6 protein-coding genes are annotated in these 5338 nt (G+C 45.4%); 3 read left to right on the top strand and 3 right to left on the bottom strand.

The window, feature by feature from the left end; genetic code table 11:
* Positions 1-220: 220 nt before the first annotated feature.
* Entirely contained in the window at positions 221-1858 is a 1638-nt protein-coding gene (locus PLH26_RS20025) for a beta-N-acetylhexosaminidase (protein ID WP_324587796.1), read from the top strand.
* Between the two features lie 114 nt (positions 1859-1972).
* Positions 1973-2905, top strand: a complete 933-nt coding sequence (gene prmC / locus PLH26_RS20020; protein WP_324587795.1) for a peptide chain release factor N(5)-glutamine methyltransferase — start codon at positions 1973-1975, stop codon at positions 2903-2905.
* On the opposite strand, the gene PLH26_RS20015 is transcribed toward prmC, so the two are convergent.
* The 3 genes from PLH26_RS20015 to PLH26_RS20005 all read right to left on the bottom strand — a co-directional run bounded on the left by PLH26_RS20015 (position 2898) and on the right by PLH26_RS20005 (position 4845).
* Positions 2898-3293 carry an ExbD/TolR family protein gene (locus PLH26_RS20015; RefSeq protein ID WP_324587794.1) on the bottom strand — a complete coding sequence of 132 codons (396 nt, stop codon included), beginning with the start codon at positions 3291-3293 and terminating at the stop codon, positions 2898-2900. The two genes, prmC and PLH26_RS20015, sit on opposite strands and share 8 nt — an antisense overlap.
* Positions 3294-3483: 190 nt before the next feature.
* Positions 3484-4185: a MotA/TolQ/ExbB proton channel family protein gene (locus PLH26_RS20010; protein ID WP_324587793.1), complete on the bottom strand. Its 702-nt coding sequence runs from the start codon at positions 4183-4185 to the stop codon at positions 3484-3486.
* Positions 4186-4326: 141 nt separating this feature from the next.
* On the bottom strand, positions 4327-4845 hold the full coding sequence (locus PLH26_RS20005; protein WP_324587792.1) for a DUF7935 family protein: 519 nt from the start codon (positions 4843-4845) through the stop codon (positions 4327-4329).
* Between the two features lie 194 nt (positions 4846-5039).
* Between PLH26_RS20005 and PLH26_RS20000 the strand changes: the two genes are divergently transcribed.
* Positions 5040-5338 (top strand): hypothetical protein (locus PLH26_RS20000; RefSeq protein WP_324587791.1); only part of this gene is annotated, 299 nt, incomplete at its 3' end.

Raw genomic sequence — 5338 nt, 5'->3', positions numbered from 1 at the left:
ATCGTAACTGTATGTTCCCGGATAATTCAATGTGCAAGCAATAACAAATACAGGGAATGGAAATCAGGCGGCGAAGTTAAAATTAAATCCATATACAAATCAAACGTTTGTTTAATTTTTTTTGTTAATGAATCATTAACGCGCCTGTAATTTTACGATCATTATTGAAATAACCCGAATATCAATTATCAATAACCATTCCTGTAAAGTATATCGGTTTATGAAAAGAGTACTTATTGTTGTTTTGAGCTGCATTGCGGCGCAAACGCATGCCCAAACCCCGCTTTCTGTTATTCCTGTACCGGTTAAAGCCGAAATTAAAAGCGGAAGCTTTACCATTACCGGCCGAACCGTTATTGTAGCTGGCAGCGATGATGAGAAAGCCGCGGTAAATTTTTTAAACGCTTACCTGCAAAAATATTACGGCTTTTCGCTACGTACTGTTAAGCGGGCCTCAAAGGATTTTATCAGTATAGGCACCCGCACCTTTATTAAAGGGCCCGACCAGCCGGAGCGCTATACTTTGGAAGTTACCGGTAAAGCTGTTCAAATAAAAGGCGACAGCCGCAGGGGCACTTTTTACGGAGTGCAGACATTGCTGCAATTACTGCCGGCTCAAAAATTGCCTTCGCTGAAAATACCGGCTGTTGTTATTGAAGATTACCCCCGTTTCGGATACCGCGGCGCCATGCTGGATGTTTGCCGTCATTTTTTTGACCTGGATTTTATTAAAAAATATCTCGACCTGCTGGCGCTGCATAAGATCAACACTTTTCACTGGCATTTAACGGATGACCAGGGCTGGCGGATCGAGATCAAAAAGTATCCGCGTTTAACGGAAGTGGGTGGTTGCAGGAATGGCACCATCACCGGGCGTTTCCCGGGCAAAGGAAATGATGGCAGGCGATATTGCGGCTACTATACGCAGGATCAGATCAAAGAAATCGTGCAATACGCCGCCGACCGCTTTATAACCGTAATTCCCGAGATAGAATTACCGGGGCATTCTTCTGCCGCAATTGCCGCTTACCCGCAATTGAGCTGCTTTCCTGATGAGCCTACCCAACCTGCCAGAAAAACAGCATGGCATGGCGACAGCACCGGCAAAAATGTACAGCAGGCATGGGGCGTATTTGAGGATGTTTACTGCCCCGGTGAATATACTTTCCATTTTTTACAGGACGTGCTGGATGAAGTAACAGCGCTATTCCCTTCAAAATATATACATATTGGCGGGGATGAGTGCCCCAAAGAAGCATGGAAAAGGTCGGCATTTTGCCAGAACCTCATCAAAGAAAAGCATTTAAAAGATAAGCACGGCCTGCAAAGCTATTTTGTGCAGCGGATAGAAAAATACCTGAACAGCAAAGGCAAAGCCATGATAGGCTGGGATGAAATACTGGAAGGCGGGCTGGCGCCCAATGCCACGGTAATGAGCTGGCGTGGTGAAAAAGGAGGTATAGAAGCCGCCCACCAGAAGCACGATGTGATTATGACGCCCAACTCCTACCTGTACCTTGATTATGCGCAGCGCAAAAATGAAGACTCAATCGTTATCGGCGGTTATCTTCCCCTGCAAAAAGTATACAGCTTCAACCCGGTGCCAGAGGAACTGGAAAACAACGAACATCATTATATACTGGGCGCCCAGGCCAATTTATGGACGGAATACATCACCAACCCGGCAAAGGCCGAATACATGCTGTTTCCCCGTCTTACCGCATTGAGCGAGGTATGCTGGAGCCCCGTTCAAAACAAAAGCTGGGAAGGGTTTAAAGACCGCATTGCAAAGCAATTCCAACGATACGACCTCTGGGGTATACATTATTATCCAAAATTAGATGAGCCGCTGAAGTGAGGGCAGGGAGCAGGTTACAGGTTGCAGGGGGAACCCGCCCTTATGCCTGACACCTTATGCCTTGCATCCTGTACCTTGAAACTCTTGTAACCCGTATCCGCCCTATCTTTGCGCATGACCATCAACGAAGGCTACGGCTTCGTTTGCGAAGCACTGTATAGTATATACGACCGGCGCGAAGCGGAAAACATTGCGGCGCTGGTAATTGAAAAGATTACCGGGCTGCAAAGAATGGATCGTTCGCTGAACAGAGATCATTTTTTGCCGGAGGAACAGGAAACCCTGCTCTTACATTATTCCCGGTTGCTTTTACAGCATCGCCCTATACAGTATGTGCTGGGCGAAGCTTGGTTTTATGGCATGCCTTTATTTGTTGACGAACATGTGCTGATACCCCGTCCCGAAACGGAGGAACTGGTGGAATGGATGGTGAAGGACGAGAAGGAGTTTCAGGTCTCAGGTTACAGGTTACAGGTCTCAGGTTACAGGTCTCAGGTTACAGGGTACAGGTTACAGGGTACAGGGGAAAGACCGGCAATACTGGATATAGGGACGGGCAGCGGCTGCATGGCTATCGCGTTAAAAAAAAACATTCCCGAAAGTGAAGTATACGCGATAGATGTTAGCAGTGAAGCGCTGGCCGTTGCGCAGCAAAATGCCAAAAACCTGCAGGCGGATATCCGGTTCTTACAGGTAGATTTTTTAAATACCGCTCACAGGAATGCATTGCCCCTGTTTGACATTATTGCCAGCAACCCGCCTTATATTCCTGTAAAGGATAAAAAAGAAATGCATAAAAATGTACTGGATCATGAACCCCATACCGCTTTGTTTGTGGAAGACAACGATCCGTTGCTGTTTTATTCAGCAATAGCCGCATTTGCAACATTACATTTGCGTGCCGGCGGCAGCATTTATACAGAAATCCATGAAACGATGGGTGAAGCAGTAAAACATGTTTTTACCCAACAGGGATTTGAAGACACCGTTATCCGCAAAGACATGCAGGGGAAGGACCGTATGGTAAAAACCCGGAAGCCTAATTAGCACTTACAGAGGCCACCGCGGTAGCGCCCAGTTTTTTTGCTGTTTGTAATACTTTGTATACATCGCCCCAATGCCCGGCAGTATCGGCATTTACTACTACTGAAGGTTTTTCGGCTGCCCTGGACAGCACAAGCTGCAACTCACTTTCCAGGTCGTCGAGCGATATTCTTTTCTGGCCGATATAGGCCTGGTTGTTTTTATCTATGGATACCACCACCGTTTGCTTCGACTTGGTATCGCTTTTGCCCCTGGGAGCCGATACTTTGATCACATTGGGATTGGCAAGCGTAGACACAATAAGGAAGAACAACAACAATATAAATAATATATCATTGAGCGCATCGGTATGCACTTTCGCACTGTCTCTTAATTTTTTTCTCAGGTTCATTGCATCTTTGTTCGTTACGTAATTTATGGCCAAAGCTGTCAGCTATCGGCAACTTATCCGCCGCGGCGGACCGGCTTTTCAGACATTGGTTTAACGCTTTTTCGTCAGGTACCGCCTGGCATTTTCACATTTTCACATTTTTTGATACGGTCTGATGCTCCTTCGTCGCGTACCGGCCGCCATTTTCAAATTACCTGGTCGGTTCCTGCAGCACGTCTATAAATTCGGCGCTGGCAGATTCCATCTGGTTAACATTTTTATCAATCTGTGCATTCAGGTAATTGTATCCTACATAGGCCAGCAAGCCTATTATGAGCCCGCTTGCTGAAGTGATCATCTTCGTATAGATACCACCGGCAATGGTGTTAAGCGTATATTCACCCGTTGCAGAAATACCGTAAAACAACTGCACCATCCCTACAATGGTTCCCAAAAAGCCAAACATAGGGGCTATACCCGCTATCAATGATAGTACTGAAAGATTGCGTTCCATTTTATATATCTCCAGCTTCCCCACATTTTCCATGCTTTTCTCAATCGCTTCAATGGGTTTACCTATACGTTGCAGCCCCTTGTCAATCATCCTTGCCACCGGGTTAAATGTATTCCGCGCAAGCGACCGGGCCGCCGTAACATTGCCGGTTACAATATGATCCCTGATAATGCTCATGAAATTATAGTCCAGCTTACCTGCATTGCGAATGGCGATCAGGCGCTCAAAAAAGAAAAATATCGCTATCACCATTAATAAGGCCAGAGGTAGCATAAGCCAGCCTCCCGCCAGCAGCAGTTCCCATAGATTCATTTGGGTACCGGGTTCGGGGATACCATGTTGGCTGGCCAAAGCTTTATTAAGAGAATCGGGAGCGATCTGCAGGAAAAATAATTTCATATTATAGTATTGTTGAAAGTGCAACAAATGTAACGACAAATAAACAACTTTATTTACCCGTTTGCCGAACGTGAAAATAGTGTGATTATTTTCTTTACAAACAGCCTGCCGGATTCTATTAACATTTTATATAGAAAGCCCTCATGCGCCGCCGGACATGACCTGCCGGGCCTCATACCTCAATGCATCGAGTACAACATTGTGCAAAGAGGTTTTGGGATCTGCATTCAGCAACTCCAGAATGCGTTTGCTCAAATCAAGGCCTGTAGCTGTTTCAGGCAGGGTATTGACCAACTGGTGCAAAATAAAAATATTCTGCTCCTTAAGGTTGGTTACCGCCTGCCATGCCTGGGCAGATACGTATAGTTGTTGTGAAAGATTGTATTCATATTCCTGCTTAATGCTTTCCACCAGCAACGAATGGTACACCGCTGCCTGCATACTGACAGGGGATATCCTTGATATCAGGTTTTTGAGGGAGATGCGTTCAGCTAAAATGGTAAGCCGTTCGTACGCCTGTAATTGCAATGTTGCATTGTGGGCAGGCTTCTTCCGCTCTTTTTTAATACCCCTCGTTTCACGGAAATAGAATAAAGAATATATTCCTAAAACCCCCACAACAATTATAATAGCCAAAATAATAATGCTGCTGTTATCCATGCCGGTAATTTATGCTGCTTATAAAACAAAAATAAGGGTATTGTGTTGTGTAAAGAAGAAACTAAAAATATCAGATGCGATGCTGACCCTCCTGCGTCGGGTGCCGACCGCATCTCAGGATTTCGAAAATTTATGGTTTTTAATTTTTTGTTTATTGTCGTATCCCTTCGGATTTAGCGCTTACGGCTTCGGATTTGAAATTTATTTGGTTCTTGTTATTTGGTTCTTATTATTTGTTCCCCGGCGCTTTGCGTTCAGATGCGATGCTGACCCTCCTGCGTCGGGTGCCGACCGCATCTCAGGATTTCGAAAATTTATGGTTTTTAATTTTTTGTTTATTGTCGTATCCCTTCGGATTTAGCGCTTACGGCTTCGGATTTGAAATTTATTTGGTTCTTGTTATTTGGTTCTTATTATTTGTTCCCCGGCGCTTTGCGTTCAGATGCGATGCTGACCCTCCTGCGTCGGGTGCCGACCGCATCTCAGGATTTCG

It is taken from the genome of Agriterribacter sp. (genome assembly GCF_035444585.1).
Lineage (GTDB): Bacteria > Bacteroidota > Bacteroidia > Chitinophagales > Chitinophagaceae > Agriterribacter.
This window is presented reverse-complemented; position numbering and strand designations above follow the sequence as displayed.

Bases quoted from the DNA above. Each gene is read 5' to 3' on its own strand.
- PLH26_RS20010 (WP_324587793.1), bottom strand. From the start codon at position 4,185: ATGAAATTATTTTTCCTGCAGATCGCTCCCGATTCTCTTAATAAAGCT.
- PLH26_RS20005 (WP_324587792.1), bottom strand. From the start codon at position 4,845: ATGGATAACAGCAGCATTATTATTTTGGCTATTATAATTGTTGTGGGG.
- PLH26_RS20025 (WP_324587796.1), top strand. From the start codon at position 221: ATGAAAAGAGTACTTATTGTTGTTTTGAGCTGCATTGCGGCGCAAACG.
- PLH26_RS20015 (WP_324587794.1), bottom strand. From the start codon at position 3,293: ATGAACCTGAGAAAAAAATTAAGAGACAGTGCGAAAGTGCATACCGAT.
- prmC (WP_324587795.1), top strand. From the start codon at position 1,973: ATGACCATCAACGAAGGCTACGGCTTCGTTTGCGAAGCACTGTATAGT.